The following is a 26,217-nucleotide window of genomic DNA, read 5'->3' on the forward strand; positions in this document are numbered from 1 at the left end:
AGTCGATTAAGACGCTTCAGGCAAAAACGGCAGGGGAGACCCTGCCGCTTTTTTTATTGCAGAGCGCCCCAGCGCTCGACAGCCGGCTCCGCCGACGCCCACTTCCAGCCCTTGTCCTGCCGGCACGCGCTCGCCGTGTACCAGTCTTCGTGCGCGTTCGGGCCGTCGCCGTCCTGAACCGAGAACACGAAATCCTTGCACAGCGCGAGCGCCGAGCTGAATGCACGCGTCACGCGCACCTGGCCGTGGCCGTTCTCGATCGGCAGCGTGTGCTTGACCGCCCAGGGACGCGTCTCGCCGACCGGCATGGCGCCCGCCAGCGCGGCGATCATGTTCTGCTGATCGGTGTGCATGGTGCGCATGTAGCGGCCGACGGCTTCATCGGTCGCGGCCTGCACGGCGATACCGACGCCGATGCCGACTGCCGGGTTGGAGGTCACGAGGCCTGACGCGACGCCGGCCGCGGCACCGCTCGCCGCGCCGACCGACGAGCAGCCGCTCGTCAGCAGGCTGGCGCCGACGCAGAGCGCACCAGCCAGCATGAGCCGCAGCCGGTTGCCGGAGAGTGCCGCCGTGGGCGTGCGTGGAGCCGGCGCGGTATAAGCACCATCGACGAGCCGCTGCTCTGACGGCGCGTGTTCACTCAAGGGACGTGAAAGCGTCAGCGCCTTCATTGCAGCGCACCCCAGCGTTCGGTAGCGGGTTCGGCCGACGCCCATTTCCAGTTGTCGCCGTCACGGCAGATCGACGCGACGTAGAAAGCGCTGCTCGCCGGCACATTCTTGGTGGCGGTCTGATCGACCGAGAAGACGATTTCCTTGCAGTCCAGCGCGCCGGCGCTGATCGTGCGGCTGACGGTGACGCGGCCGTGTTCGTCGTCTTCGATCGGCACCGAGTGGGTCACGCTCCACGGTGCGATTGCGCCGACGTCGAGCGGTCCGGCGATTTTGGCGATGCCGTCCTGAGTATTCTTGTGGACCACGCGTTCCGAGTACTGCACGCCGGCGCGGGCCGCGGCCACTGCGCCGAGGCCGATGCCGGTGGCGACTGCCGCGTTGCTGGTGACTTTGGCCGCGAGCGCTGCGCCCGCGATACCGGCGCCGGCGGTGGCGCCTTCCGAGTAGATTGAACTACAACCGCTCAACGCCGACGTGATCGCCACGGCTAATGCGACGAGCGCCGTTGTATTCGGACGTCCGCGTTTTGCTGCGCTGGACGCGTTGGCGGACTGTTTCGCCCATTCGACCCACACCATACTTTTTTGCATTTCCCTGTCTCTGCTCCTGCAAGTGCCTTTCGCTCAAGCACTGTTCACACAGGTGTTTCGCGTGTGTCTACGGTGCGTGAGCGAAAGGCACGTCTTCCATATCGTTGCGCGGTACGCTGCCGCATTTTGCAGGATGCCATTTGTAATTGGCAGTGGGAAAGTGCAAGCAATTGCAAAAGATGGTGCGAGTCAGATCGGTTTCTGGTGAGAAACGGTCGATTTGATTGGTGGTGCGAAGGGATTAATTGTGAGATTAAAGGCCCGCAAAAAGGGCCGTTTCAGCAGAGCGGGAATGCAAAGCAAGTGCACAAGGAGCGTGCAAAAGACGACGGCGAGCACAGAGAAAACACCGGCTCACGCGAACGAACCGCGTGAGCACCTGGCACGGCTTATTGCTCGGATTCTTCGTCCGAACCTTCGTCACCGCCGTATGCGCTCAGACGGTTGTACAGCGTTTTCAGACTCACGCCGAGCGCTTTGGCCGCGCGCCGTTTGTCGCCGCCGCAATACTTGAGCGTGCCGAGAATGATCTGCTTTTGCGCATCGGCGAGTGGCGTTCCGATCCACACGCTCATCGCATCGCCCTGCGTCACGGGCTTTTTCACGCGCGATGCGAGGTGTGGATGCGGCAACTCGACCGTCTTCTCCGCGAGAATGAACGCGCGATACACCGCGTTCTTCAACTCGCGCACGTTGCCCGGCCACGACCAGGTTCGCAGTGTTTCGATCGACCGTTTGCTGAAGCTCTTGCTCGCGCTTTCCTGCTGATTCAGCAAGGCGAGGAAGTGTTGCGCGAGCAGTTCGCGATCGTTTTCACGTTCGCGCAACGGCGGCGCGCGCAACGGGAAAACCGCGAGCCGGTACATCAGGTCTTCACGCAGACCGTTTTCCTTTACCGCTACCGCAGGGTCACGATTTGTCGCCGCGATTACGCGCACGTCGCTACTAATCAGTTCGTTGCCACCGACCCGAAAAAACGTGCCGGTCTCAAGCGCGCGCAAGAGTTTGACCTGGCGCACCGGCGCCATTTCGGTGATTTCGTCGAGAAATAGCGTGCCGCCGTTCGCATGTTCGAAGTAGCCGACGCGGGCCTGGACCGCGCCGGTGAAGCTGCCTTTTTCGTGGCCGAACAATTCGGCTTCGATGAGTTCGTCCGGAATCGCGCCGCAGTTCACGGCGACGAACGGTGCGTTCTTGCGGCTGCTTTGATCGTGAATCGTGCGGGCGATCAGTTCCTTGCCCGTGCCGGATTCGCCGATGATCAGCGCGGTCGCGTCGGTGCTGGCGACGCGTTCGATCTGTTCGTACAGATCGAGCATCACCGGCGACGAGCCATATAACAGCCCGTACGACTTCAGTCCCGCGATGCCGTCCGCGACGCGCTGCTTCGCCTGTGCCGAAGCATTGCCGCCGGCGGAAACGGTGGGCGAGTCCAGCTCGATTGACGCCATAAACGGGAAGTCCTGTGCAAATTGGGGTTCGGTGTTGCGGCGCGCAGGCCTTGGGCAAGACGGACCCGTGCGGCCACTATCTCACAGAAATTCGATTTAACCACTTTGACGCCGCTTCCGGCAATCCATGTGACGGTCGGCGAAATAGGTGGGCGCAGGTCCGGTCGAAAGTGCCTGAGCCCATGCCGGTACCTAATGGGAACGGCAAATTTACCGGGCACGGCGTTTGCGCAGTGCAACCGACATGCGTGTGCTTTTGAGCGATTCTGTTCGAAGCTGTTCGAAGCGCGCCGGCGACGGATGCGGCGCTCCGATTGTGCGCGACGCGCCGGCAAAAGACGCAAACGCCGAATTCAGACATAGGAGTGAATGATGACTGACACCACGCAACAGCTTGCACTCGGCAAGCAGAAGATCGTCGATGATCTGAGGGTGCTGCTGACGGACTCGGAAGAGATGCTGCGGCTTGCCGCCAACGTGCCGGGCGAAGGCGTCGATGCGCTGCGCGAGCGGCTAGGCGCGCATGTCGAAACGCTGCAATCGGCGCTCGGCGATGCGCAGCAGACCGCGCAGCAGCGCTACCGGGCCGCGGCCATCAATACTGAACGCTATGTGCGGCGCAACCCGTGGCGCTCGATCGGCTTTGCCGCGGGCGCCGGCTTCCTGCTTGGCGTTCTCAGCACGCGCTAATGCGCAGTGCCCGACGCCGATCTGCTTGACGATAACAAGGAGTTCACGATGGGACGACCCAAAATTGGTATCTTCGGCGCGCTGGTGGCCCTCGGTGGGTATCTGGCTGTGCGCCATATGCAGCGGAACCGTGCAGCGCAGGCTCAGGCGACGCGCGAACTGAGCCGCTGGGAAGGCGAGGGCGGCACGGTGGCGACGCCGTCCGGCAGCGTGACGGTGGCAAGTACCGGCCCGTCCACGCCGGATACCGCGCATGGCGCAAATGGCTCAGCGCATCCAAATGGTAAAGACGGCGCGTGGCCGTTTCCGCGCAGTTGAGGGGCAAAGACAGGACCTTGCGGACGCGGCCGCGTCAGCGTGCAGCCTCCGCAAGCGGCACCCGGCGTACATTACAAACTTGTCTCGATAAAGCCGTATAATAGGTTTATAGACAACAATGCCGCACTTCCCTAGGTGTTTTTCCTATTGATTGTTGCGATATTGAACCAAGTCAGAGATTCGGCGGTGCGATTGCGAGATGTTAGCGTGTGCTCACATCCGTGCACGCCCGCCGGTGCATCGGCAAGCTGCCGGCCGACTTTTCAGCATGCGGTTTTGCATGTCCCCCATTCACGCTTTCGGGCTTTCGAGACGCGATGCCACACGTACTGATTGTCGATGACGATGCCGGTACCCGCGAGGCGCTTTCCGCCATCATCGGGGAAGACGGTTTGACTACCGCCACTGCGGGCGACTTGCGCGAAGCGCGCATTCAACTGGTCCGGCAGATGCCGGACGTCGTCTTTACCGACCTGAAGCTGCCAGACGGCAGCGGAGTCGATCTGTTCGAAGATCTCGATCCGCGCTCTGGTGTTGAGGTGATCGTGATTACCGGCCACGCCACGGTGGAGTCGGCGGTCAATGCGCTGAAGATGGGCGCCACCGACTACCTTGTGAAGCCGATCAACATGCAGCGCGTGAAGGCGATCCTGTCGCGCTTGCCGCGCGCCGGCGACCTGAAGGCGGAAATCGGCACGCTGCGCGGCGAGTTGCGCCGCATGGGCCGCTTCGGTTTGATGCTCGGCAACTCGCCGGCTATGCAGGAGGTTTACGACCAGATCGGCCGCGTTGCGCCGACGGCGGCCTCGGTCATGCTGGTGGGCGAGTCAGGCACCGGTAAGGAAGTCGCCGCGCAGACGCTGCATCAGCTCAGCTTGCGCCGTAAGCATGCGTTTCTCGCAGTGAACTGCGGTGCGATCTCGCCGAACCTGATCGAATCGGAAATGTTTGGTCACGAGCGAGGTTCGTTTACCGGTGCGGATCGTCAGCACAAAGGCTATTTCGAACGCGCGAACGGCGGCACGCTGTTCCTCGATGAAATCACCGAAATGCCCATCGAGTTGCAGGTGAAGTTGCTGCGCGTGCTGGAAACCGGGATGTTCATGCGGGTTGGTACGACTAAGGAAATCGAAACGGACGTGCGGCTGATTGCGGCTACTAATCGGGATCCTGAGCAGGCGGTGGTGGAAGGTAAGTTGCGCCTCGATTTGTACCATCGGCTGAATGTGTTTCCGATTAGTCTGCCGCCGTTGCGGGACCGGGGTAAGGATGTTGATTTGCTCGCGCAGGCGTTTCTTGATGAGCTCAACGAGCGGCACAGCACGAAGAAGCATTTTCCGGCTGCTGTGAAGGATATGTTGATGTCGTATCCGTGGCCGGGCAATGTGCGTGAGTTGAAGAACTATGTGCAGCGGGCGCACATTATGTCGGGGACTGATTCGGATAGTACGGCTACGGTGCCGTTGCAGATTACGTTGTCGAAGCCTGCGGCCGGGACGGCGATTACGATTCCTTTCGGGACTTCGCTTGCTGAGGCTGATCGGCAGTTGATTCTCGCTACCCTCGAGCAATGCGGCGGTGTGAAGACTCGGGCTGCTGAGATTCTTGGGATTAGCTTGAAGACGCTTTATAACCGGCTTGTTGAGTATGGGAATGATGCGAGGGATGAGGGGGAGGTTGGGGATGAGTCTCGAGTTGTTGGGGGCGCTGGCGCTTGAGGTTTTTGCCTGCTCGGCGCTTTTTTTGTCCTTGCTCTTAGGGATTTGGCCTTTCCTTGTTCTGGCTTTGGTGCCTTTCCTTGTTTTGTTAGTGGTCTATTAGTGTTGCCCCTGTGCGGGGCGGCACTTACTTTCTTTGCCGCCGCAAAGAAAGATAAGCAAAGAAAGCGGCTCAAACCGCTAATGCTAAGTGGGCACCGTGGTTTTCTGCGGGTAGTGGTGCATCTGGAATCTGTGTTCGTGCCCCTGCATAGGCCAGTGACAAGGGCGTCATACTTCCGGCGGCGCTGCGCGCGCCGAAGCGTAGGTCTTCGAACCATGTGGTGGTTTTTTCTCCTCCCCTTTTATTCGGCACAGGCCTTGCTGCGGTTCTTTTGAACGCAAAACGAGGTAACCGATATGCCGGAATACGCCGACGCTTCTCCGCTTCCCCTCCCGCAGCGCGCTCATCGTCCTGAGCCCAACGAGCCGCCCAATCCTGGTGAGCCCGATACCGTTCCGAGTCCAACTCCGGACCCCATCGAACCCGTTGCGCCGCCGATCGGTGATCCGCCCGCGCAGCCCACGCAAACGCCACAAGCCAGTCGGTGTCGGCCGTTGCGAGCCTCCAGCATGCAACTCTGACGTGTTCTGTGCGCTGGACCGCAGTCCAGCGCATTGATTTTATGTACTTGTTACAAAGCCGGCGCATCTTTTACCGGCAATTTACCGTCGTGAACCCTACACTGAATTGACGCCGCTCCCGATGGCGGCGGGCTTCCCCCGGAGGCATCAATCATGAGACACCCAGCACTGCGGCGTTCCGCGCGCCACTCGAAGCGCGACTCCCGGCCAAGCAGCAAGAACGCCCCAGAGGAGTCGCCGGACCCGGCTGCGCAGAACCGCGTCGCGCCCAATGCGCCGCCAGACGGCGAGCACAACCAAGGCGGCGTGCGTCAGGAAGGGCTGGAGTACCAGCGCGATCTCGGTTCGGAACAGGACGCCTGAGTCCGTCCGGCGGCCGGTGAGAAGGGTTCCGGTTTCGTCACGCAAAGCAGAAAAAAATTCCTCGTGGTGCTCCGATGCCGCGCGTTTCTGCTCGCTTGTCACATTTACATACATTTTTATTTTCAGCATCTCTTAAAAAGGCACGCGACTTGCGTACGCCTCTTTGGCACATATCCGCATGCAACGAAACAACTGACTAGGTGGAGCACCAATGAGCAGACTGATCGTGGTATCGAATCGTGTGGCGCCGACCCAGGAAGGCCGCCCCGCAGCAGGCGGCCTCGCGATCGGCGTGCTGGACGCGTTGAAGGAAACCGGCGGAGTCTGGTTCGGCTGGAGCGGTGAAACGGTAAGCGAGCCGTCCGCTCCGGTGATCGAAAAGCAGGGCAATGTGACGTACGCGACGGTGGGCCTCACCAAGCGCGACTATGACCAGTACTATCGCGGCTTTTCCAACGCGACACTGTGGCCGACGTTCCACTATCGCAACGACCTGTCGCGCTACGATCGGCAGGAGTACGCGGGCTATCAGCGCGTCAATGCGACGCTCGCCAAGCAGCTCAAGGAGCTGCTCAAGCCCGATGACATCATCTGGGTGCATGACTATCACCTGCTGCCGTTCGCGCGCTGTCTGCGCGAGCTCGGCGTGAAGAATCCCATCGGCTTCTTCCTGCATATTCCGTTTCCGGTGCCGGAAGTACTCCGTACCATTCCGCCGCACGAGGAATTGGTCAAGGCGATGTGCAGCTACGACGTGGTCGGTTTCCAGACCGAAGCGGACCGCCAGTCGTTCGTCGACTTTATCGAGCGCGGCCAGCACGGCACCTCGAGCGAAGACGGCATGGTGCACGCCTACAACCGTTTCCTGAAAGTGGCCGCGTACCCGATCGGCATCTATCCGGACGCGATCGCCAAGGCCGCCGAGCAGTTCACCGACCGCAAGCCGGTGCGCAGCCTGCGTGATGGCATGCGTGGGCGCAAGCTGATCATGAGCGTCGACCGGCTCGATTATTCGAAGGGTCTGGTGGAGCGCTTCCAGGCGTTCGAACGGCTGCTGCTGAACGCGCCGGGTTGGCACGGACGTGTATCGCTGGTGCAGATCGCGCCGCCGACTCGCGCGGATGTGCAGACGTACCAGCGCATTCGTCAGACGCTGGAGGGCGAGGCCGGTCGCATCAATGGCCGTTTCGCGCAACTCGACTGGACACCGATCCAATACCTGAACCGCAAGTACGAGCGCAATCTGCTGATGGCGCTGTTCCGTCAATCGCAGGTCGGCTATGTGACGCCGCTGCGTGACGGGATGAACCTGGTCGCGAAGGAGTACGTCGCATCGCAGGATCCGGCCGATCCGGGCGTACTCGTGTTGTCGCAATTTGCCGGTGCGGCCGAGCAACTGCCGGGGGCGCTGGTCGTCAATCCATTCGATCTGTCGCAGATGGCCGAGGCGCTGGAGCGTGCGCTGTCGATGCCGCTCGCCGAGCGTCAGGCGCGTCACGCGGACATGATGGCGCCGATGCGCGAGAACAATTTGTCAGTCTGGCGCGATACGTTCCTGGGCGATCTGCGCGATGTTGCGACCGCCTCTTCGGTCACGGCCAAAGCGGTAAAGCTCGCTGACGTGACGGCATCGTCGTCGTAGTTGTATCAGCGCCGGCGCGTGGGCCTTTCTGGAACTGCGCGCGCTGGTCACGTCGAACTGTTTAGATAAAACTGAAGCATTGAAAAAGGGCGCGGACCGCAATATGCGATTCGCGCCCTTGTCGTATCCGGGGTTAGGCGGATAACCCAAGCAGGCGGGTCATGCGTTTAAGCCTGCAGCGCCCTCACGCCGCTTGCACGTTCACGCGCTGCCTCACGCGCATCATGCTGACCACGGCGGCGACCGCTGAAAAACAGGCTGCCACGTACAGCGTGATAGTCGGCCCATTCTGTGGTGCGATGCCGAAGATCAGCGCGACCAGCGCCGCGCCGAGCGTCTGCCCGGTCAGGCGCGCAGTGCCGAGCATCCCGCTCGCACCGCCGCTGCGCTCACGCGGCGCGGCGGACAACATGGTCCGATTGTTCGGCGACTGGAAAATCCCGAAGCCCGCGCCGCACAGCGCCATGCGCCACGCGATCTGCATGGGTTCGGGATGCGCGCCGAGGGTGGCGAGCAGCAGCAGGCCCACCGTCATCGCAACGAGTCCGACGCCGCCTAGCCAGCCGGACGATATCTTGTCCGACAGCACACCCGCAATTGGCGCAGCAATGATGATCACCGCCGGCCACGGCGTCATCAGCAAACCGGTTTCTACCTGCGACAAACCCAGCGTGTCCTGCAACAGAAACGGCAACGACACGAAAGCCAGCATCTGCGCGCAGAACGAACACACCGAGGTGCCGATAGACAGCGCGAACACCGGAATTCTCAGCAAATCGATCGGCAGCAGAGGCGCGGACTGAGTCAACTGACGGCGCACGAAGAAGTAGCCGATCACAACCGCAACGAGCGCCTCAGCGACGACCCAGCGGATGTGCTCGCCGTGACCGAGACCGTCGATTGCAAAAATCAGCAGGCCGAACACGAACGCGTTCATCACCGCGCTCAGATAGTCGTACGGAGACTCGTGGCCGGGATTCATCGGCAGCGCCTTGAAGCCGCCGACAATCGCCGCGATCCCGATCGGCACATTGATCGCGAACAGCCACGGCCACGTGGCGATGGCGAGCACGCCGGAGGCGACCGTCGGCCCGACCGCGGACGATATCGCAACGACCATCGCGTTGATCGCAACGCCACGCCCAAGCTGCGTGGGCGGATAGATCATGCGCACTAGCGCCGTGTTCACGCTCATGACGCCCGCCGCGCCGAAGCCCTGGACCACGCGGGCGAGCGCGAGCGTCGGCAGCGAAGTGGACAACGCGCAACCGAACGACGCCACCGTGAACAGGATCAGCCCGGCCAGATAGATACGCCGGTAGCCGATGCGATCGCCGAGCGACGCAAGCGGCAACAGTGAAATGGTGATGGCGAGCTGGTAGGCGTTGACGACCCAGATCGAGCCGGCTGCGCTTGCATGCAGATTGCGCGCGATGGTCGGCAGCGCCACGTTGGCGATTGCACTATCGAGCACCGCCAGCGTGAGGGCGAGGGCGATAACCAGCATCGCCCAATAGCGTTGCGGAATCGGCAAGCCTTGTTCGGTGCTGTCCGCGAGCGGTGTGCCGGCGGCGAGTGGAGCGGCGGGGGCGGCATCGGCCGGCATTGAGCCGTCCTCGCGCGATGGTTGTGCTTGCATCGTTCTTTTGATTTGGAATGGGGCGGCGCATCGATCCTGCGATGAGCCACGCGCGCTGCGTGCCGCCTTGGAGAGGCAGGATGGCACGCAGCGACGATGCCGGCAGCGCTGAGACTGCGCACCGGCATCGCGTCTCACGCGTTATTTGAGTTCGTACAGACCGGTGTGGGTGGTCGAGTCGAGTTCGTTCAGATGCGTCATGAAGCGCGCGACCGCGTTGGTGGTCTCCGCATTGATCGGCAGATGCGGCACCTTCAGCGCATGCAGGCGGAAGATATAGCGATGCGTCTTGTCGCCGCGCGGCGGCGCGGCGCCACCGAAGCCGACCGTGCCGTAATCGTTGCGCAATTGCAGCGCGCCTTGCGGCAGCAGCGAGCCATCGGTTTTGCCGGCGTTGCGCGGCAGCGATCGGGCATCAGCCGGAATGTTGACGACGACCCAGTGCCAGAAGCCGCTGCCGGTAGGCGCGTCCGGATCGTGAACGGTGAGTGCGAAGCTTTGGGTATCGGCCGGCGGTGCATCCCATTGCAATGCGGGCGAAATGTTCTCGCCGTCTACGCCGAAGGCCTTGTCGTGGTATTCGTGGGCTTTCGGCATAAAGCCGTTGGTGGGGAAATCGTCGGACCAGAGACGGAAATCAGCCATCGTGTGCCTCCCTTCTTGGTGGTTCTGGGATGGTCGGAGCGTGCTGTTTTTGCTGCCGGCTTGCCATTGAACTGCCGGCCAGTTGCTGCCTGATTTTCTACAGCATCGGCACGCAAAAAATGCTCCGAGCTAGCCAATCGAGTGTATCACCAGCGGCTCTGGAGTTCCCTCCAGCCGGGCAGGCTACAAGCATCTTTCAGCTGCGTTCCTCGAAGCTCGGCGCGTCGCTCTTCAACCAGTCGACGAGCCGCTGCAACACGCCCTCGATATCGCGATTCGCGCCACGCAAAGCGCATTCCCATACCACCCCGACGCGCCAGCCGCTCGCAAGCAGCGCGGCGCGAACCTTCTCGTCATTGCTGCGATTGCGGCCGATCTTGTCGCGCCAGAACTCGGGCCGGGTTTGCGGCCATTTGAACAGATGGCAATCGTGACCGTGCCAGAAACAGCCGTGCACCAGCACGACGGCGCGATAGCGCGGCAGCACGATATCCGGCCGGCCCGGCAGATCGCGCGCGTCCAAACGGAAGCGAAAGCCCCGGCCATGCAGCAGGCTGCGGATCAAGATTTCCGGCTTCGTATTGCGGCCGCGAATGCCGGACATCATCCGGCTACGCGTAGCGCTGTCGACGATATCGACCATCGTTAGCGTTTGGGTAGCGGATCGGTTCGCTCAGGAATAGAGCGAAAGGGCTTGCTTCGAACCATTGTGCGTCTCCACGGCAAGCAGCGTTTGCACATGCGGCAACATGATGCGCGCCACTTCCCGCATCACCGGCATGACGACACTGTTGCCGAATTGCCGGTAAGCCTGCGTGTCGCTGACCGGAATCCTGAAGGTATCGGGAAAGCCCATCAGCCGTGCACATTCACGCGGCGTGAGGCGCCGCGGCCGCAATTGCTCGCCTTGATAGACCAGAATCTCCGACCCATCCTTGTGATAGCGCGCGGAAAGTGTGCGTGTGACGCTGTCGGGATAAGCCATGCCGAAACCGAAGCCATTGCCCGCCGCGCGATGCTTCGCCGCGTAGTTTTGCAGATAGGTCCAGAGATTCGGGGTGAGCGTGTACTTCGGCTGCACGCGTTTGCTCGCGTGGTCGAAGAAGCGATCGTGGTCCCACGGCAGCACCGGCTCGCTGCCGTCCGTGCGATGCAGGATCGAGCCAAGGCGCGGACCGCTTTCCGGCAAACGCAGATCGTCCCAGGAAAACGAGGTCTTGCCGCGAAAGCCGACGATGATGATGCGCTCCCGATGCTGCGGCGTGAAATGCTGGCCGTCGACCACGCGGTAGTGCACTTCGTAGCCGAGCTCGTCGCGCAGCGTCTGCAGGATCACGTCGAAGGTGCGGCCTTTGTCGTGCGAGAGCAGATTCTTCACGTTCTCCAGCAGGAATGCGGCGGGGCGCTTTGCCGCGATGATTCGCGCGACGTCGAAAAACAGCGTGCCCTGCGTCGTGCATTCGAAGCCGTGTGGACGACCCAGCGCGTTTTTCTTGCTGACGCCGGCAATCGAGAACGGCTGGCACGGAAAGCCGCCAAGCAGCACGTCGTGGCTCGGCACTTCTTCGGCGGGAAAGGAGACGATGTCGCCGATCAGCGCGTGGTCGCCGCCGGGCGGGTAGTTCTCGCGATAGGTCTTGGTGGAGAAATCGTTCCACTCGCTTGTGAAGACGCAATCGCCGCCGTGCGCCTCGAAACCCATGCGAATGCCGCCGATGCCGGCAAACAGATCGATGAAGCGGAACTGGGCGTCGCCGGTGGCCGCGCCGGCCTTTGTCCGGCCGCTGCTGTGCAGCAGATCGCGCAAGGCCGGTTCGAGCATCGACGGACACGGTGTTTCGCCTTTTTCCCAGCGACGTACCGTCTTGATGTCCTTACCGACGTGCGCGGCGATTTCGCGTTGAGTGAAGCGGGCGCGCGCCTGTCTGAGCAGGTCGAGCGGTGCGGCGAGGGTCACGGATGTCCTTGCTGGGAATTTTTGCGGACATTATGACCTAAGGTCGTCCCTTTTTCCTATTTTCACTAAGTGTGAGCAGAAATTTCCGGTCGTACGAAGACCGTTTTTGCCTAAATGCGAATGTCACAGTTGGACGTGTAGGCTTGCAGCGTGACGCGAAATCCCCGCGTTGCGACGTGTTCAGGCCGCGACAGGGTTCGCGGCCTTTTTTTAGCTGGGTTTTAGCTGGGAAGAGTAGGGCAGATCGGCGCGAAAGACCGGCCATCAAGACTTGCAGCGCGTCAGATCAGATATGACGGCTGGCGGCGACGTGTAGCGGCTGGAACGGGGCGGCGGTCGGTCCGGTCCATACGGGCGGGGGTTCGGCTTCGAACTGGTCCAACTGCAGCAGGAGGCTGTCGACCGAGCACAGTTGCGCGTGGGACAGATTGCCGGTGTCGAGCAATTGGTACAGACGCTTGCGCCAGTAGGTCACCGGCAGAATCGGTCCACCCAGATCGCCTTGTAAAGCCGGTCGCATCACGCGCCCAATATGCGCGATATCCTGGTCGACCAGCGCCGCCTGGGATGACCCCGTCAGCGTAACGAGTGTGCGTTCCATAGCCCCTCCATGGCACCTTTACGGCAGGTCGCGGCGGGACTTTAGGGCTTTTTTGAAATATTTTTCGCGGCTGACTTCATCGGGCAAAACGGGCTGGTGGCAGGCGCGGGCACACCCGTTGCTGAATCGGGATACTGGCGTAATGACGCGCCGGCATTCCAGATATCGGAGCCAAACATGAACAAGGACCAGGTAAAGGGTGTGGGTGAGCAGATCAAGGGCAAGGTCAACGAAGCCGTCGGCAAAGCCACCAACAACCCCGGTAAGGAACTTAAGGGCGACCTTCAACAAGGCGCCGGCAAGGTGCAGAAGGCCTATGGCGACGCTAAGGAAGACGCCAAGGACAATGCAAAGCGCAACGCGCCGTAATTTGATTCGCGGTGTTGTTTGACGGGAAAAGGCGCTTCGGCGCCTTTTTCTGTTCTTAGGGGCATGGATGCGGTGCTCTGATTGTTGGGGTTAGTGCTTTTCCGCCAGACGCAGGGTGCGGCGCCGTTTTGGCCTGGGAGTAACCCGGGTTCGGCGCCGTGGACGCTCCGCGCGCCGTGCGTCGCCTTTAGACTTGGCGCATCCAACACGTAGGAGGCGCCTATGACACCCGAAAAAGTGCTTTCGATGTTCGAACGGCAGTACCTCGAGGGCAAGACGCCCGTCGACCTGGAAACCCTGTGTGCGAGTTTCGCCACGTGGCTGGCGGCGACGTGGGACCAACATGATGGCGAGCAGAAGACGCTGTTGTTGACGATCGGCGCGGCCTTGTGGCGCGAAGGGTATAACCTGCGCGCCGGTACGGCCACCAAGGATTTGTGGTGAAGCTGGGCGCCTTTGTGCGGTTAGGCGGTGAGGAAAAGCGTCGCGTGGCAATGTTCGCGTTGGGGTGATTCGAGGCGACCCGCACTGCGGTGCTCACGCACGCGTTCTGCCGAGTCGGTTTATATTTGGCGGTCGCGTGTTCGGGTCTCTGCTTTCGGGCTTCCGGCTGATCGCTGATTCCCGATTCCCGATTCGCATTTTTAGCCGCAGCTTTCGCACAAGGGTTACACCATCACCATGACCGATCTCTCCGCCTTCCCGATCACGAAGAAATGGCCTGCCGAGCATCCGGACCGGATTCAGCTGTATTCGCTGCCGACGCCCAATGGCGTGAAGGTGTCGATCATGCTCGAAGAGACTGGTCTGCCGTATGAGCCGCACCTCGTGCGCTTCGATACGAACGACCAGATGTCGGCGGAATTTCTGTCGCTGAATCCGAACAACAAGATTCCGGCGATCATCGATCCGAACGGCCCCAACGGCAAGCCGCTGCCGCTGTTCGAATCCGGCGCGATTCTGATTTACCTGGCGGACAAGGCAGGTAAATTCATTCCGCAGGATGCCGCTGGCCGTTATGAAGCGATTCAGTGGGTGATGTTCCAAATGGGCGGCATCGGCCCGATGTTTGGACAGGTGGGCTTCTTCCACAAGTTCGCCGGCAAGGAATACGAAGACAAACGCCCGCGCGATCGTTATATCGGTGAGTCGAAGCGGCTGCTTGCGGTGCTGGATCGGCAGCTTGAAGGGCGCGACTGGATTCTGGGTGATCAGTACTCGATCGCTGATATCGCGACTTTCCCTTGGGTGCGTAATCTGATTGGGTTCTACGAAGCCGGGGATCTGGTTGGGATTGACGAGTTTTCGAATGTGAAGCGCGTGCTGGCGGCGTTTGTTGCACGTCCGGCGGTGGCTAGGGGATTGGATATTCCGAAGCGGCCTTCGTGATGGGGTGAGGGTGGGGTGCTGCGACTGCGATGTGATGGCGAGACCCGTTGCGGCGGTCAGGGCAGCTCGGCCGGGTTGCCACCCATTGCTCGGTAAAGGTCGCGCACGAACTCCTCGCTGATGACGTTCCACTCGGGTGAGGCATAGAGGACGTCTTCTGGATTCTTCTTGCCCTGCGCGTGACGCAGCGTGCGCACGGTCAATTCGAGGGCCATCGCTTCTTCATATAGAGGGTGGCCAGGGCGGAGGCGGTCATCGTTTTCCATGCCTGATTTTCGGCGGACTTTGGGAATACTTTAGGTGTTGGTGGGGGGGTGTGGGTTTGCCAGCCGCATGGATTCCGCGGATGCGGTCAGGTGGGCCTGGTCGACGCGATAGGCAGAGGGGATTTGGCTTCAGCCGTTCCGCATTCGGCAGACGTGTGGGTAGTGACGGAGGCAAAAAAGCCCCGCCAGGCAATGCCGGACGGGGCTTTTTGATGTGTCTCGATGTTGCTGATTGGTCCCCCCGACAGGAATCGAACCTGTATCTAGCGCTTAGGAGGCACTTGTTCTATCCATTGAACTACGGGGAGAGGACCGAACCAATAATCGCTGCAATCCCGCCGACAAACGACAACTAACTCCAGGCCGGGACTAGGCGAGTCCAAATTCGCCAGCGAGCGCAGAGTATATCAAACACGCCTATCCACGAGGAGGGCTGCAACCCCCGTCCCACAAAGCAAACGGCCCAGCGGGCATCACCCACTGGGCCGCGCGAACCACCCGGCGCACTACATCAAGCAGCGCACCCCCGGCTCAACCAAGCTCGCTCAGAATTCCACCACCGCAAACTCCGCTTTGCTGACATCGCACAGCGGGCAGCGCCAGTCGTCCGGAATCGCGGCGAAGCGCGTGCCCGGGGCGATACCTTCTTCGGGAAGGCCTTCTTCTTCGTTGTAGATCCAGCCGCAAATCAGGCAGACCCAGCTCTTATATTCAATCAGTTCAATTACTTCGCTCACGACGTACTCTTCTTTGGTTCGGTGCATTGATCCGCCAAATCTGCCCCTTTTTTGGGCATGGCGGCGATCCGCAATATTACCGGAATTTGTCAATTGGACAGATATTTACCCATGCGGCATCGCCGCAAAGCGCCTGAGACATGTCCGGGCCCGCATGACGGACCCGTCATACACAGCGTGTATGCTTTGATCCGCAGCTAGTCGTTTGGACAGGCGCGCCGGGCGCCTGGCATGCATTGCGACGATCGGCCTCGGGTAACTAGAACCGCGATCGACGCCCGCATGGCCCGCGCATGACTCTCGTTTCCCAAAAAGGAGAAAAACGATGTTTAAAAACAAATGGTTGGCCGGAACTGTATTGGCCGGGTTGCTCGCGGTATCGGGCGCGGCGCAGGCCGCAGGCGTGTCTTTCGTGCAGCCGGCGGACGGCGCGACCGTCACCAATCCGGTGCACGTGGTGTTCGGTGTCGACGGCATGAAGATCGCACCGGCCGGCACGATGACGGAAGGCACGGGCCATCATCATCTGTTGATCGACGGCAAGCCGCTTCCCAAGGGCGAAGTGATTCCCGCCACCGACAAATCGCTTCACTTCGGCAAAGGCCAGACCGAAACCGATCTGACGCTGCCCCCGGGCGACCATACGCTGACGCTGCAATTCGGCGACGGCGCGCATCGTTCGTATGGCCCCGAAATGAGCAAAACCATCACGGTGCACGTGAAGTAACGTCACAGGTGAGACGGCTGGACGAGCGCGAGCGCCGTCCGGCCGCTTTGTTCTGTTTTATCTCCTGGCTCGCGCAGGGCTTGAACCCAGGCGGATCCGGTCTGCATCGGGCTTGCGTACTGTTCCTCCCCATTTGCAAGCCGGTCATTCGGCCTATCTCTTCCGGCAGACAGGCACCCGCCCGCGCGCCCGGTACAATGAGCAGTTCCGACTCATCGCTGTCTTCTCCAATTCTCCATGTCGCTTTACACCATTACCGGGGCCCAACTGGCGTTCGGTCACGTCGCGTTGCTCGATCACGCGGATTTCTCTCTCGAAGCGGGCGAGCGCGTTGGGCTGATCGGCCGTAACGGCGCGGGCAAGTCGTCGCTGCTGAAAATCGTCGCCGATCTGACCAAGCCGGACGACGGCCTCGTCACGCGCCAGCAGGGTCTGACGTCGGTCTACGTGCCGCAAGAGCCGGAGTTCGATACGGACGACACGGTGTTCGAAGCGGTCGCCGCCGGCCTGACCCACGCCCGCGATCTGCTGGATCAATACGACGCGGTCGCCAATCAGCTTGCCGACGAGCCGGAAGGCCCGGAGCACGACGCGCTGATGTCGCGCATGAACACGCTGCAATCGGCGCTCGACCATTCGGACGCATGGAACTGGAGCACGCGCGTAGCCACCACGCTGCAGCAGATCGGCCTGAATGGCGAGGCGCGAGTCGGTTCGCTGTCGGGCGGGATGCAAAAGCGCGTTGCGCTGGCACGCGCGCTGGTCGTGCAGCCGGACGTGCTGCTGCTCGACGAGCCGACCAACCACCTGGACTTCGACGGCATTCGCTGGCTCGAGGAACTGCTGGTCTCGCTGCGCGCGGGTCTGCTCTTCATTACCCACGATCGCGCGTTTCTCGACCGCGTCGCCACGCGTATCGTCGAACTGGATCGCGGGCGTCTGCTGTCGTATCCGGGTAATTTCAGCGCCTATCAGACCAGGAAGGCGCAGCAGCTTGAAGTCGAGCAAGTGGAAGCGGCCAAGTTCGACAAGCTGCTCGCACAAGAAGAAGTGTGGATTCGCAAGGGCGTGGAAGCGCGCCGTACGCGTAGCGTCGGCCGGATTGCGCGACTCGTGCAGATGCGCAACGAGCGCGCCGAGCGCCGCAACGTGCAGGGCAATGTGAAGCTCGACGTGGGTCAGGGTGAGAAGTCCGGCAAGATCGTCGCCGAGCTGACCGACGTTACCAAGCGCTACGGTTCGCGCACGGTGGTCGATACCTTCACGGCCACAGTGATGCGCGGCGACAAGATCGGCTTTGTCGGTCCGAACGGTGCGGGCAAGACTACGCTTCTGAAGATGATCCTCGGCGAGTTGCCGCCGGACGAAGGCACGGTGCGCATTGGCACCAATCTGCAGGTCGCGTACTTCGACCAGATGCGCGCACAGCTCGATCTGGACAAGAGCCTGGCCGATACGATCAGCCCGGGTAGCGAGTGGGTCGAAGTCAACGGCCAGAAGAAGCACGTGATGAGCTATCTCGGCGACTTTCTGTTCGCGCCGGAACGCGCGCGGTCGCCGGTTAAGTCGCTGTCGGGCGGCGAGCGCAATCGCCTGCTGCTGGCGCGTCTGTTCGCGCGGCCGGCCAACGTGCTGGTGCTCGACGAACCGACCAACGACCTCGATATCCCGACGCTCGAACTGCTCGAAGAACTGCTCACCGAATACGACGGCACCGTGCTGCTGGTCAGCCACGATCGCGCGTTTCTCGATAACGTCGCGACCTCGGTGATCGCGTCGGAAGGCGGCGGCAAGTGGCGCGAGTACGTCGGCGGCTTTACCGACTGGCAGATTCAGCGCGACCGCTCGCAGCAGATGGCGCAGGACGCGCAGAAAGAAGCGGCTAAAGAAGTGGCGTCGAAAGACGCTGGCGTGCCGGCTGGCCGCAATACGCAGCGCGCCGCGAAGATGTCGTTCAAGGAACAGCGCGAACTCGAAGCGCTACCGGCGCAGATCGCTGCACTGGAGGCCGAGCAAAAGGTGATCGGCGCGCAACTCGAAGAAGGCTCGATCTTCGCGAAGGATCCGGCGGAAGGCACTCGGCTAACGGCACGCTACGCGGCGATCGACGAGGAGTTGCTGGCGGCGATGGAACGATGGGACGAATTGGAGAGTAAGCGGAAGTGATGGGCGGCGGCGTCGCCCGAAAGGCGCATGCCTCGCTTACGCGTTTTTCAGGCCTGAAAGGAGCTGTTGGAGATCGGGCAGTTCACGTTGCAGGGTCTGCCACACGATTCCAAGGTCGATTGGAAAGTAACCATGCGCAACACGATTGCGCATAAGTTACATTTCCTCCCACGGAACATCGGTGTGGGCGGCGGCGAATGCCGGGTGGTCGCGCGCGATGTTGCGCGCCGCCTCGCCGACGATTTCCAGATTACGAATCACAGCATCTTGTACCAATTCGTCGCCCAGAAATGTCGAATCAGTCATACCCTGCGTGTAGCGCTGAATCCGCTCGATGGCATTGAGCATATGGTCAACGTAGTCGGCCACCCGCAAATCGCTCTTTCTCACACCGGCACCGCTTCGGCAACGACGCGGGCGCGGAACGCTTCCGGAAGCGCTTTAGGAGTCAGGACGTCAACCGAAACGCCGAGAAGTCTTTGCAAGCGGCTCTGAATGCGGGCGATATCCAGCAACGTCGTTTCGGGCGTCGGATCGACGAGCAGATCGAGATCGCTGTCGTCGCGGTCTTCGCCGCGAATCGCGGAGCCGAAGACGCGGGCATTGATGGCATGATGCTCGGCGACGATCTTCCTGACTTCGGTGCGATGGGCACTAAGCGCTTCAGAAGGTCTCATTTCGGCACTCCGACAACGGCGTGGGGGAGAGTTCAGATTATATATGTGTGCCGTTCACCACCGTCGCAATCTACACGGATTAGCCTGTTCGCCCTCTACCAAACGGCCGATCGGACATCCGGCAAATTGCTCCTCGTATCGAAATCAGTAAAATACCCCGCGAACAGGCTTCCCCCGGCGTTCGCACCGGCTGGCCGTTGCCGGGCTGTGGAGCCCGCATCGAGCCGCCGTCGAGCGCGCCCATGGGAAGCCAGACGACAAAACGCGTTGCCCGCACTGCGGGCACCCCACCTAACCCCGTTGTTTCGTTTCGCTTTTTTTGAAAACTCAACGCATTGTCCACGGACCTGTCCACAGGACCTGTGGACAACGATGAACCGACGCACCCGAGTCAACCATGTCTACGAAAAAGCCAAACGCCGCGTATAGCGAAGCGTCGATCAAGGTGTTGAAGGGCCTGGAGCCGGTCAAGCAACGGCCCGGGATGTACACCCGCACCGAAAATCCGCTGCACATCATTCAGGAAGTTATCGACAACGCGTCGGACGAGGCCCTTGGCGGCCACGGCCGGCAAATCACGGTCACGCTGCACACGGACCATTCGGTCTCGGTCGAGGACGACGGCCGCGGCATTCCGTTCGGCCTGCATCCGGAAGAAGGCGTGCCGGTTGTCGAAATCGTTTTCACGCGCCTGCACGCGGGCGGCAAATTCGATAAAGCAGCCGGCGGCGCATACACGTTCTCGGGCGGCCTGCACGGCGTCGGCGTGTCGGTCACCAACGCACTGTCCACCCGCCTCGACGTCACCGTATGGCGCGACGGCAAAATCGCCGAACTCAGTTTTGCCAATGGCGACGTCGCCAAGCAGCTTGAAGTACGCTCCGCGACCAAAGGCGACAAGAAGTCCGGCACGCGCGTTACCGCGTGGGCCAATCCGAAGTATTTCGATTCGCCGAACCTGCCGCTCGGCGAATTGCAGCGTCTGCTGCGCTCTAAGGCGGTGCTGTTGCCGGGCGTCGAAGTCACGCTGATCAACGAGAAAACTGGCGAAACGCAAACCTGGAAATACGAAGACGGTCTGCGCGGCTACCTGCTCGAAGGCATGAACGGCAGCGATCTGCTGATTCCGCTGTTCGAAGGCGAGCGTTATGTCGAAGACTCGCGTGCGAGCGAAGAGACGTTTGCCGAAGGCGAAGGCGCCTCGTGGGTCGTCGCGTGGAGCGAAGAAGGCACGCTCATGCGCGAGTCGTACGTCAATCTGATTCCGACGCCTGCGGGCGGCACGCACGAATCCGGTTTGCGCGACGGTCTGTACCAGGCGGTAAAGAGCTTTGTCGAGTTGCATAACCTGCAGCCGAAGGGTGTGAAGCTGCTGGCGGAAGACGTGTTCGCGCGCGTGTCGTTCGTGCTGTCGGCGAAGGTGCTCGATCCGCAATTCCAAGGGCAGATCAAGGAGCGCCTGAATAGCCGCGATGCGGTCAAGCTGGTGTCGTCGTTCTCGCGGCCGGCTTTGGAGCTGTGGCTGAACCAGCACGTCGAGCTCGGCAAGAAACTCGCGGACCTCGTCATCAAGCAGGCCCAGGCGCGCACGCGCGCCGGCCAGAAGGTCGAGAAGCGCAAGAGCTCGGGCGTGGCCGTTTTGCCAGGCAAGCTAACCGACTGCGAATCGACGGAAATCGGGCGTAACGAACTGTTCCTCGTCGAGGGTGACTCGGCGGGCGGTTCGGCGAAAATGGGCCGCGACAAGGAATACCAGGCGATCCTGCCGCTGCGCGGCAAGGTGCTGAACACGTGGGAAACGGAGCGCGACCGCCTGTTTGCCAACAACGAAGTGCACGACATTTCGGTGGCGATCGGCGTCGATCCGCATAGCCCGGACGACAAGGTCGATCTGTCGAATCTGCGCTACGGCAAGATCTGTATTTTGTCGGACGCTGACGTCGACGGTTCGCACATCCAGGTGTTGCTGCTCACGCTGTTCTTCAAGCATTTCCCGCAACTGATCGAGCGTGGACATGTCTGTGTGGCGCGTCCGCCGCTGTTCCGGGTCGATGCGCCCGCGCGCGGCAAGAAACCGGCGCAGAAGCTCTACGCGCTCGACGAAGGCGAACTCGAAGCGATCCTCGACAAGCTGCGCAAAGACGGTGTACGCGATACGCAATGGTCCATCAGCCGTTTCAAAGGCCTGGGCGAAATGAGCGCGGAGCAGTTGTGGGACACCACGATGAACCCCGATACGCGGCGCCTGACGCCGGTGGCGCTCGGCGAACTCGACTACGACGCCACGGTGGCGCGTATGACGATGCTGATGGGCAAGGGTGAAGCGGCGTCGCGGCGCAGCTGGCTTGAAGAAAAAGGCAACGAAGTGGAAGCGGATATCTGAGCGGGCGTTCTTAACACGCTCTGCCTTCGCACGAAACTTCACGCCAAACACGGATACGGAATCTAGATGGACGACGATAACACTCTCGACCTTTTCACCGAGCCGCCGCCCCCGGAAGGCGACTTCCTGACGCTCGGCAACTATGCGGAACGCCAGTACCTCGACTACGCGGTGAGCGTGGTCAAGGGGCGCGCGCTGCCTGACGTATGCGACGGCCAGAAGCCGGTGCAGCGCCGCATCCTGTTCGCCATGAACGACATGGGCCTTGGCGACAACGCCAAGCCCGTCAAGTCGGCGCGCGTGGTCGGCGACGTGCTGGGTAAGTACCACCCGCACGGCGACCAGTCGGCGTACGACGCGCTGGTGCGTCTCGCGCAAGACTTTTCGATGCGCTATCCGCTGATCGACGGGCAGGGCAATTTCGGTTCGCGCGACGGCGACGGCGCAGCGGCCATGCGCTACACCGAAGCGCGCCTGACGCCGATCGCGAAGCTGCTGCTCGACGAGATCGACCAGGGCACGGTCGACTTCATGAAGAACTACGACGGCGAGTTCGAAGAGCCGAGGCTGTTGCCCGCGCGCTTGCCGTTCGTGCTGCTGAACGGCGCATCCGGCATTGCGGTGGGTCTCGCCACGGAAATCCCGTCGCACAATCTGCGCGAAGTGGCAGCGGCTGCGGTGGCGATGATCCGTAACCCGAAGATCGAGCACGCCGAGTTGATGCAACACATCGCCGGACCGGACTTCCCGGGCGGCGGCCAGATCATTTCGAGCGACGCCGAGATTTCCGCGGCTTACGAAAGCGGCCGCGGCAGCCTGAAGGTGCGCGCTCGCTGGAAGATCGAAGAGCTCGCGCGCGGCCAGTGGCAGCTCGTGATCACCGAACTGCCGCCGAACACGGCTGCGCAGAAGGTGCTCGAAGAAATCGAAGAGCAGACCAACCCGAAGATCAAACTCGGCAAGAAGGCGCTCACGCCCGAACAGTTGCAGACCAAGCAGACCATGCTCGCGCTGCTCGATGCCGTGCGCGACGAGTCGGGCCGGGACTCGCCGGTGCGTCTCGTGTTCGAGCCGAAGTCGAGCCGCATCGATCAAACCGACTTCGTCAACACGTTGCTCGCGCATACGAGCCTCGAGTCGAATGCATCGCTCAATATGGTCATGGTGGGCGGCGACGGTCGTCCGCGGCAGAAGGGCTTGAGCGAGATCATCCACGAGTGGATCGCGTTCCGTTTCGCGACGGTTACGCGCCGCACGCGTCATCGCTTGAGCAAGGTCGACGACCGGATCCATATTCTCGAAGGCCGGATGATCGTCTTTTTGAATATCGACGAAGTCATCCGCATCATCCGCGAATCGGATGAGCCGAAGGTCGCGTTGATGGCCGCATTCGGCTTGTCGGACCGTCAGACCGAAGACATTCTCGAAATCCGCCTGCGTCAGTTGGCGCGTCTCGAGAAGATCAAGATCGAGAAGGAACTGTCCGAACTGCGCGACGAGAAAGCCAAGCTCGAAGAACTGCTCGGCAGCGAAACCGCGATGAAGCGTCTGCTCATCAAGGAAATCGAAGGCGACGCGAAGCAATACGGCGACGAGCGCCGCACGCTGATCCAGCAGGAAAAGCGCGCGACGTTTGAAGCACGCGTGGTCGACGAGCCGGTGACGGTGGTGGTGTCGCAGAAGGGCTGGGTTCGTGCGCTGAAGGGCCACGGCCTGGATGTGGCCGGCTTTACGTTCAAGGCCGGCGACGGGCTCTATGCGGCGTTCCAGTGCCGCACGCCGGATACGCTGGTCGCATGGGGCAGCAATGGCCGCGTCTATTCCGTGGCGGTTGCGATGCTGCCGGGCGGACGGGGTGATGGCGTGCCGGTCACGTCGCTGATCGAACTCGAATCGGGCAGCCACCTGATGCATTACTACGCGGCTTCCGCGGATCAGGCATTGCTGCTCGCATCGAGCAACGGCTTCGGTTTTGTCGCCAAGGTCGGCGATATGGTGAGCCGCGTGAAGGCCGGCAAGTCATTCATGACGATCGACGCCGGCGCTGCGCCGCTCGCGCCGATGCCGATGCTGCCGGATGCGACACACATCGCGTGTCTGTCTTCGGGTGGACGCCTGCTGGTGTTCGGCCTCGACGAAATGAAGACACTCTCGGGCGGCGGACGCGGCGTTACGCTGATGGCGCTCGACGACAACGAAACGCTGGTGCAGGCGCTGTCCATCAACAAGGCGGGCGTGGTGTTGATCGGCACGCGCCGCGGTGGCCGTGTCGACGAAGAGAAGCTGAGCGGCGCCACGCTCACGCCGCATGTCGGCAAGCGGGCGCGCAAGGGGCGTGCGCCTGAGAGCAAGATGAAGCTCGACGGTATGCGTCCGGTACTCGCCGCGTAATCGTAGCTAGTAGTTAGTAGCTAGTAGCTAGTAGCTAGAAGTAGGTAGAACCAGGCATGAACGCGGCGTGTGCTTTAAAGCGCAAACAGCAACAACGCGCACCTTGAAGCACATGCCGCGCGTAGCAAAAATCCGGGGTGCAGCACCGTCGCGGTATCGGGCGCGCTGCAATAACAACTACAAAGAATGTTAAGACGCTGCCAGTACATGGAACTGCACGCATATCGCGCGGTCGAATGCGCTCAATAGCCGCTACAAATATCATTCGTCATAAGCGGTGTGGCGTCATCGGGAGAGGAAAACAATTATGAACAAAGCTGTCGAACTCGCACTCTTTTTGCATCTGCTCGCAGTCGCCGTGTGGGTGGGTGGGATGGTGTTCGCGCATTTCTGTCTACGCCCGGCCATTGCCGATCTTTCGCCGCAACTACGCTTGCCTTTGTGGGAATCGGTGTTCAGCCGCTTCTTCAACTGGGTCGCCGCAGCCGTGCTGGTGATTCTCCTCACAGGCGGCTTCCTGCTGATGCAATTCGGCGGCGGCCACGCTACGTGGCCGTTGCATGCCATGGCCGGCCTCGGCATCGTGATGATGCTGATCTTCGGGCACATTCGTTTCGCCGTGTTCCCGCGCATTCGCCGCGCGGTGCAGGCGCAGAAGTGGCCCGATGGCGCGCAGGCGGTCGGTACGATCCGGCGTCTGGTGCTGGTGAATATCGTGCTGGGCGTGGTGACGATCGGCGTGGCGGTGTTGTCGCGCGGGTTCTGACGGACGCCCGGCCTGCCTACTGCATGGCGCCGTAGGCAAGCCACAATCCACACACGACCGCCACTGTCCCGTACACCACATACACCGGCACCTTGAGCTTTACGAAGCACATGCCGGAGAACAGCGCCGTCACCAGATACACGGGTTTAAACGGCACATGCACCGCGATGCGCAGCACGGCCACTGCCAGAAACGCGGTGGTGACCGCGCGCAGGATGCGCATGCCGTGCTCGAAACGCGGATTGGCCTTCAACTGATGCAGATGACGCTGCGCCAGCACGACGAGGCAGCCCGACGGCACAAACAGCGCGAGCGTAGCAATCAGCGCGCCTGCCCAGCCATCCACCAGATAGCCGAAGAACGGCACCACATTCAACAGCGGTCCCGGCGACAACGGGGAGAGCGAAAACGCCAAGGTGAAGTCGTTATCCGACACGCCAATCGCCGGTGTGACGAACAATGTCTTAAGTACCGGCAACGCCGAGAAGCCGCCGCCGAACAAAGTCATGCCTGCACCGGCCAGCCGCGGCCATAGCAGCGCCAGTTCATAGCGATGTGGCAACGGCAGCGCGAACAACACCAGCAACACGCTCAATGCGGCCAGCATCTGCCAGTCGCCGCGACCGATCGACACCACGATGCGAGTATTGCGAACCGGACTGACGAACCAACCGGTGCCGAAGGCTGCGCCGAGCATCACCACATAGGCCGCGGGACTGCGTGCATAGAAAAGCGCCACGCAACCAATTACCGCCGCGATCCATTCGAGTTTGCCGCGCACCAGCGCGCGCGTCTGTTTGTACCAGGTGATCGCGATCAGTGTAGCCAGCACCACGCTGAAGTGATTGAGCAGGGTTTGGGAGGCGGCGGCGCGCACGAGTGGCGTGCGATAGAAGATCGCGAATAGCGTCATCAGCATGAAAAAGGGCAGCACGCTTGCGACGCCCGCCACCCAGGCGCCGGTGCGTCCACGCAGTGCATGTCCCAGTTGCACGGCGACATTGCAGCCCACGGGTCCTGGCACCATCCAGGCAAGCGCGATCAGATCGGAAAACGCCACGCGCGAGAGCCGCCCCTCGCGCTCCACGTAGTGGTTTTCAAGTTGCGCCATCAGCGCGAGACCGCCCCACGACAGCGCCGACAGGCCGAACACGACCCGGAACAGCGTCCATAGCGGTTCCCGTTTTCCTCGCCTAGCGGCATTCTGGCTCGTGATCGACTGCATGGCGACGCGGGCCCCCGCACGCGGGCGGCCCGCCCTCTGAGATCATTGTTGTGTGTGTATTGGCGCGGCCCGCAGACGGCATCGCGCTGTGACGCATTACAGCGTGAATGTAGCCGGTTTTGCGATGCAGCGGTTGGATAAGCGCGGGGGTGCCGCATCTACGCTTATAGGCTGCGTGCGGCGCGCTTGTGCGTGACAGGCGCGCC

Annotated in this window: 26 protein-coding genes, 1 tRNA gene and 1 pseudogene; 14 read left to right on the forward strand and 14 right to left on the reverse strand. The window is 61.6% G+C overall.

The window, feature by feature from the left end; genetic code table 11:
• Window positions 1–53: 53 nt before the first annotated feature.
• The 3 genes from KHO33_RS07830 to KHO33_RS07840 all read right to left on the reverse strand — a co-directional run bounded on the left by KHO33_RS07830 (window position 54) and on the right by KHO33_RS07840 (window position 2,718).
• Complete coding sequence (locus tag KHO33_RS07830) at window positions 54–542, reverse strand: hypothetical protein (protein ID WP_200564478.1); 489 nt, start codon at window positions 540–542, stop codon at window positions 54–56.
• 128 nt (window positions 543–670) lie between these two features.
• Entirely contained in the window at window positions 671–1,267 is a 597-nt protein-coding gene (locus KHO33_RS07835) for a hypothetical protein (RefSeq protein ID WP_200564383.1), read from the reverse strand.
• Window positions 1,268–1,656: 389 nt separating this feature from the next.
• Window positions 1,657–2,718: a sigma-54 interaction domain-containing protein gene (locus KHO33_RS07840; protein WP_054035054.1), complete on the reverse strand. Its 1,062-nt coding sequence runs from the start codon at window positions 2,716–2,718 to the stop codon at window positions 1,657–1,659.
• Between the two features lie 372 nt (window positions 2,719–3,090).
• Between KHO33_RS07840 and KHO33_RS07845 the strand changes: the two genes are divergently transcribed.
• The 6 genes from KHO33_RS07845 to otsA all read left to right on the forward strand — a co-directional run bounded on the left by KHO33_RS07845 (window position 3,091) and on the right by otsA (window position 8,073).
• Entirely contained in the window at window positions 3,091–3,408 is a 318-nt protein-coding gene (locus tag KHO33_RS07845) for a DUF883 family protein (protein WP_054035149.1), read from the forward strand.
• Window positions 3,409–3,456: 48 nt separating this feature from the next.
• Window positions 3,457–3,726, forward strand: a complete 270-nt coding sequence (locus KHO33_RS07850) for a hypothetical protein (protein WP_054035148.1) — start codon at window positions 3,457–3,459, stop codon at window positions 3,724–3,726.
• A 317-nt stretch (window positions 3,727–4,043) separates the two neighbouring features.
• A complete protein-coding gene (locus tag KHO33_RS07855) occupies window positions 4,044–5,444 on the forward strand; it encodes a sigma-54-dependent transcriptional regulator (protein WP_200564384.1) in 1,401 nt (466 codons plus the stop codon).
• A gap of 399 nt (window positions 5,445–5,843) precedes the next feature.
• The gene (locus KHO33_RS42035; RefSeq protein WP_234480499.1) at window positions 5,844–6,068 is read left to right on the forward strand and encodes a hypothetical protein; all 225 of its coding nucleotides are present in this window, start codon (window positions 5,844–5,846) and stop codon (window positions 6,066–6,068) included.
• Window positions 6,069–6,221: 153 nt separating this feature from the next.
• Window positions 6,222–6,431, forward strand: coding sequence for a hypothetical protein (locus KHO33_RS07860; protein WP_093643824.1), 210 nt, complete (start codon window positions 6,222–6,224; stop codon window positions 6,429–6,431).
• A gap of 211 nt (window positions 6,432–6,642) precedes the next feature.
• Window positions 6,643–8,073: an alpha,alpha-trehalose-phosphate synthase (UDP-forming) gene (gene otsA, locus KHO33_RS07865; RefSeq protein WP_054035051.1), complete on the forward strand. Its 1,431-nt coding sequence runs from the start codon at window positions 6,643–6,645 to the stop codon at window positions 8,071–8,073.
• A gap of 184 nt (window positions 8,074–8,257) precedes the next feature.
• Here the strand turns inward: otsA and KHO33_RS07870 are convergent, their stop codons facing one another.
• From KHO33_RS07870 to KHO33_RS07890, 5 genes are all read right to left on the reverse strand, one after another.
• Window positions 8,258–9,712, reverse strand: a complete 1,455-nt coding sequence (locus KHO33_RS07870; RefSeq protein WP_200564385.1) for an MFS transporter — start codon at window positions 9,710–9,712, stop codon at window positions 8,258–8,260.
• A 141-nt stretch (window positions 9,713–9,853) separates the two neighbouring features.
• Window positions 9,854–10,357: a YbhB/YbcL family Raf kinase inhibitor-like protein gene (locus KHO33_RS07875; RefSeq protein ID WP_054035050.1), complete on the reverse strand. Its 504-nt coding sequence runs from the start codon at window positions 10,355–10,357 to the stop codon at window positions 9,854–9,856.
• A gap of 196 nt (window positions 10,358–10,553) precedes the next feature.
• Entirely contained in the window at window positions 10,554–11,000 is a 447-nt protein-coding gene (locus KHO33_RS07880; protein ID WP_054035049.1) for a very short patch repair endonuclease, read from the reverse strand.
• Window positions 11,001–11,030: 30 nt separating this feature from the next.
• Window positions 11,031–12,314: a DNA (cytosine-5-)-methyltransferase gene (dcm, locus tag KHO33_RS07885; RefSeq protein ID WP_200564386.1), complete on the reverse strand. Its 1,284-nt coding sequence runs from the start codon at window positions 12,312–12,314 to the stop codon at window positions 11,031–11,033.
• Between the two features lie 286 nt (window positions 12,315–12,600).
• Window positions 12,601–12,915: a hypothetical protein gene (locus tag KHO33_RS07890; protein WP_200564387.1), complete on the reverse strand. Its 315-nt coding sequence runs from the start codon at window positions 12,913–12,915 to the stop codon at window positions 12,601–12,603.
• A gap of 177 nt (window positions 12,916–13,092) precedes the next feature.
• Between KHO33_RS07890 and KHO33_RS07895 the strand changes: the two genes are divergently transcribed.
• From KHO33_RS07895 to KHO33_RS07905, 3 genes are all read left to right on the forward strand, one after another.
• Window positions 13,093–13,284, forward strand: coding sequence for a CsbD family protein (locus KHO33_RS07895; RefSeq protein WP_035552219.1), 192 nt, complete (start codon window positions 13,093–13,095; stop codon window positions 13,282–13,284).
• Between the two features lie 222 nt (window positions 13,285–13,506).
• Window positions 13,507–13,728 (forward strand): hypothetical protein, encoded by a 222-nt coding sequence (locus KHO33_RS07900; protein WP_054035047.1) that lies wholly within the window; start codon window positions 13,507–13,509, stop codon window positions 13,726–13,728.
• 237 nt (window positions 13,729–13,965) lie between these two features.
• Window positions 13,966–14,673, forward strand: coding sequence for a glutathione S-transferase N-terminal domain-containing protein (locus tag KHO33_RS07905; protein ID WP_200564388.1), 708 nt, complete (start codon window positions 13,966–13,968; stop codon window positions 14,671–14,673).
• Window positions 14,674–14,729: 56 nt separating this feature from the next.
• Here the strand turns inward: KHO33_RS07905 and KHO33_RS07910 are convergent, their stop codons facing one another.
• From KHO33_RS07910 to KHO33_RS07920, 3 genes are all read right to left on the reverse strand, one after another.
• Window positions 14,730–14,939, reverse strand: a complete 210-nt coding sequence (locus KHO33_RS07910; RefSeq protein WP_054035045.1) for a hypothetical protein — start codon at window positions 14,937–14,939, stop codon at window positions 14,730–14,732.
• A 233-nt stretch (window positions 14,940–15,172) separates the two neighbouring features.
• Window positions 15,173–15,247: transfer RNA gene (locus KHO33_RS07915), tRNA-Arg, on the reverse strand.
• A gap of 237 nt (window positions 15,248–15,484) precedes the next feature.
• Window positions 15,485–15,676, reverse strand: a complete 192-nt coding sequence (locus KHO33_RS07920) for a rubredoxin (RefSeq protein ID WP_093639713.1) — start codon at window positions 15,674–15,676, stop codon at window positions 15,485–15,487.
• Window positions 15,677–16,001: 325 nt separating this feature from the next.
• Here KHO33_RS07920 and KHO33_RS07925 point away from each other — a divergent pair, with 325 nt between their 5' ends.
• The gene (locus KHO33_RS07925; RefSeq protein WP_054035043.1) at window positions 16,002–16,403 is read left to right on the forward strand and encodes a DUF4399 domain-containing protein; all 402 of its coding nucleotides are present in this window, start codon (window positions 16,002–16,004) and stop codon (window positions 16,401–16,403) included.
• Window positions 16,404–16,640: 237 nt separating this feature from the next.
• On the forward strand, window positions 16,641–18,569 hold the full coding sequence (locus KHO33_RS07930) for an ATP-binding cassette domain-containing protein (protein WP_054035042.1): 1,929 nt from the start codon (window positions 16,641–16,643) through the stop codon (window positions 18,567–18,569).
• A 36-nt stretch (window positions 18,570–18,605) separates the two neighbouring features.
• On the opposite strand, the pseudogene KHO33_RS07935 reads toward KHO33_RS07930, so the two are convergent.
• Both KHO33_RS07935 and KHO33_RS07940 read right to left on the reverse strand, forming a co-directional pair.
• Window positions 18,606–18,917, reverse strand: a pseudogene (locus KHO33_RS07935) (HepT-like ribonuclease domain-containing protein).
• Between the two features lie 38 nt (window positions 18,918–18,955).
• The gene (locus KHO33_RS07940) at window positions 18,956–19,246 is read right to left on the reverse strand and encodes a nucleotidyltransferase family protein (RefSeq protein ID WP_054035041.1); all 291 of its coding nucleotides are present in this window, start codon (window positions 19,244–19,246) and stop codon (window positions 18,956–18,958) included.
• Between the two features lie 397 nt (window positions 19,247–19,643).
• Between KHO33_RS07940 and KHO33_RS07945 the strand changes: the two genes are divergently transcribed.
• The 3 genes from KHO33_RS07945 to KHO33_RS07955 all read left to right on the forward strand — a co-directional run bounded on the left by KHO33_RS07945 (window position 19,644) and on the right by KHO33_RS07955 (window position 24,786).
• Window positions 19,644–21,629, forward strand: a complete 1,986-nt coding sequence (locus tag KHO33_RS07945; RefSeq protein ID WP_211629211.1) for a DNA topoisomerase IV subunit B — start codon at window positions 19,644–19,646, stop codon at window positions 21,627–21,629.
• Window positions 21,630–21,695: 66 nt separating this feature from the next.
• Window positions 21,696–24,020, forward strand: coding sequence for a DNA topoisomerase IV subunit A (gene parC / locus KHO33_RS07950; protein WP_200564389.1), 2,325 nt, complete (start codon window positions 21,696–21,698; stop codon window positions 24,018–24,020).
• Between the two features lie 307 nt (window positions 24,021–24,327).
• Window positions 24,328–24,786, forward strand: coding sequence for a CopD family protein (locus KHO33_RS07955; RefSeq protein WP_054035038.1), 459 nt, complete (start codon window positions 24,328–24,330; stop codon window positions 24,784–24,786).
• Window positions 24,787–24,802: 16 nt separating this feature from the next.
• Here KHO33_RS07955 and KHO33_RS07960 read toward each other — a convergent pair whose 3' ends face one another.
• Window positions 24,803–26,011, reverse strand: coding sequence for a chromate transporter (locus KHO33_RS07960; RefSeq protein WP_200564390.1), 1,209 nt, complete (start codon window positions 26,009–26,011; stop codon window positions 24,803–24,805).
• Window positions 26,012–26,217: the final 206 nt, after the last annotated feature.

This window comes from Paraburkholderia nemoris (assembly GCF_905221015.1).
Classification (GTDB): domain Bacteria; phylum Pseudomonadota; class Gammaproteobacteria; order Burkholderiales; family Burkholderiaceae; genus Paraburkholderia; species Paraburkholderia nemoris.

Bases quoted from the DNA above. Each gene is read 5' to 3' on its own strand.
- KHO33_RS07830 (WP_200564478.1), bottom strand. From the start codon at position 542: ATGCTGGCTGGTGCGCTCTGCGTCGGCGCCAGCCTGCTGACGAGCGGC.
- KHO33_RS07835 (WP_200564383.1), bottom strand. From the start codon at position 1,267: ATGCAAAAAAGTATGGTGTGGGTCGAATGGGCGAAACAGTCCGCCAAC.
- KHO33_RS07840 (WP_054035054.1), bottom strand. From the start codon at position 2,718: ATGGCGTCAATCGAGCTGGACTCGCCCACCGTTTCCGCCGGCGGCAAT.
- KHO33_RS07845 (WP_054035149.1), top strand. From the start codon at position 3,091: ATGACTGACACCACGCAACAGCTTGCACTCGGCAAGCAGAAGATCGTC.
- KHO33_RS07850 (WP_054035148.1), top strand. From the start codon at position 3,457: ATGGGACGACCCAAAATTGGTATCTTCGGCGCGCTGGTGGCCCTCGGT.
- KHO33_RS07855 (WP_200564384.1), top strand. From the start codon at position 4,044: ATGCCACACGTACTGATTGTCGATGACGATGCCGGTACCCGCGAGGCG.
- KHO33_RS42035 (WP_234480499.1), top strand. From the start codon at position 5,844: ATGCCGGAATACGCCGACGCTTCTCCGCTTCCCCTCCCGCAGCGCGCT.
- KHO33_RS07860 (WP_093643824.1), top strand. From the start codon at position 6,222: ATGAGACACCCAGCACTGCGGCGTTCCGCGCGCCACTCGAAGCGCGAC.
- otsA (WP_054035051.1), top strand. From the start codon at position 6,643: ATGAGCAGACTGATCGTGGTATCGAATCGTGTGGCGCCGACCCAGGAA.
- KHO33_RS07870 (WP_200564385.1), bottom strand. From the start codon at position 9,712: ATGCAAGCACAACCATCGCGCGAGGACGGCTCAATGCCGGCCGATGCC.
- KHO33_RS07875 (WP_054035050.1), bottom strand. From the start codon at position 10,357: ATGGCTGATTTCCGTCTCTGGTCCGACGATTTCCCCACCAACGGCTTT.
- KHO33_RS07880 (WP_054035049.1), bottom strand. From the start codon at position 11,000: ATGGTCGATATCGTCGACAGCGCTACGCGTAGCCGGATGATGTCCGGC.
- KHO33_RS07890 (WP_200564387.1), bottom strand. From the start codon at position 12,915: ATGGAACGCACACTCGTTACGCTGACGGGGTCATCCCAGGCGGCGCTG.
- KHO33_RS07895 (WP_035552219.1), top strand. From the start codon at position 13,093: ATGAACAAGGACCAGGTAAAGGGTGTGGGTGAGCAGATCAAGGGCAAG.
- KHO33_RS07900 (WP_054035047.1), top strand. From the start codon at position 13,507: ATGACACCCGAAAAAGTGCTTTCGATGTTCGAACGGCAGTACCTCGAG.
- KHO33_RS07905 (WP_200564388.1), top strand. From the start codon at position 13,966: ATGACCGATCTCTCCGCCTTCCCGATCACGAAGAAATGGCCTGCCGAG.
- KHO33_RS07910 (WP_054035045.1), bottom strand. From the start codon at position 14,939: ATGGAAAACGATGACCGCCTCCGCCCTGGCCACCCTCTATATGAAGAA.
- KHO33_RS07925 (WP_054035043.1), top strand. From the start codon at position 16,002: ATGTTTAAAAACAAATGGTTGGCCGGAACTGTATTGGCCGGGTTGCTC.
- KHO33_RS07930 (WP_054035042.1), top strand. From the start codon at position 16,641: ATGTCGCTTTACACCATTACCGGGGCCCAACTGGCGTTCGGTCACGTC.
- KHO33_RS07940 (WP_054035041.1), bottom strand. From the start codon at position 19,246: ATGAGACCTTCTGAAGCGCTTAGTGCCCATCGCACCGAAGTCAGGAAG.
- KHO33_RS07945 (WP_211629211.1), top strand. From the start codon at position 19,644: ATGTCTACGAAAAAGCCAAACGCCGCGTATAGCGAAGCGTCGATCAAG.
- parC (WP_200564389.1), top strand. From the start codon at position 21,696: ATGGACGACGATAACACTCTCGACCTTTTCACCGAGCCGCCGCCCCCG.
- KHO33_RS07955 (WP_054035038.1), top strand. From the start codon at position 24,328: ATGAACAAAGCTGTCGAACTCGCACTCTTTTTGCATCTGCTCGCAGTC.
- KHO33_RS07960 (WP_200564390.1), bottom strand. From the start codon at position 26,011: ATGCAGTCGATCACGAGCCAGAATGCCGCTAGGCGAGGAAAACGGGAA.